This is a genomic window from Streptomyces sp. AC627_RSS907, from assembly GCF_019049165.1.
This window is the reverse complement of record NZ_JAGMUE010000453.1, coordinates 1-542: the sequence shown is the minus strand read 5'-3', so window position 1 is coordinate 542 and position 542 is coordinate 1. Positions and strand designations below refer to the sequence as shown.

Here is a 542-nt window from a genome sequence, read left to right as displayed (position 1 = left end):
ACACCGCATCGGTGGTCGGCATCGACGCGGGCACCCCGCCGGCCTTCCTGCTCGCCATGCGCCGGCCCGACCGCGTCCGCCGCCTGGTGGTCATGGAATCGCTGCTCGGCGAACTGCCGGGCGCGGAGGACTTCCTCGCCGGCGGGCCGCCGTGGTGGTTCGGCTTCCACGCGGAACCGGGCCTGGCCGAGTCCGTGCTGGTCGGCCGCGAGGCGGCGTACGTCGACTGGTTCCTGCGCGCGGGCACGCTCGGCGACGGTGTACCGGCCGCGCTGCGGGACGCCTTCACGCACGCGTACACCGGGAGCGAGGCGCTGCGCTGCGCCTTCGCGTACTACCGGGCCCTGCCCACCAGCGCCCGGCAGCTCCGGCGGGCCGTCGCCGACGGCCGGCTGACCGTGCCGACCCTCGCCGTCGGCGCCCGGCCGGTCGGGCGGGCCCTTGAGCGGCAGTTGCGCCCCGTGGCCGACGACCTGACGGGCCACCTGATCGAGGACTGCGGCCACATCATCCCGTTGCACCGCCCGCGCGCACTGCTCGCC

The 542-nt window shown here is 76.4% G+C and carries 1 pseudogene; it reads left to right on the top strand.

The window, feature by feature from the left end:
• Positions 1-542: pseudogene (locus tag KUM32_RS36425) on the top strand (alpha/beta hydrolase); the annotation flags it as partial.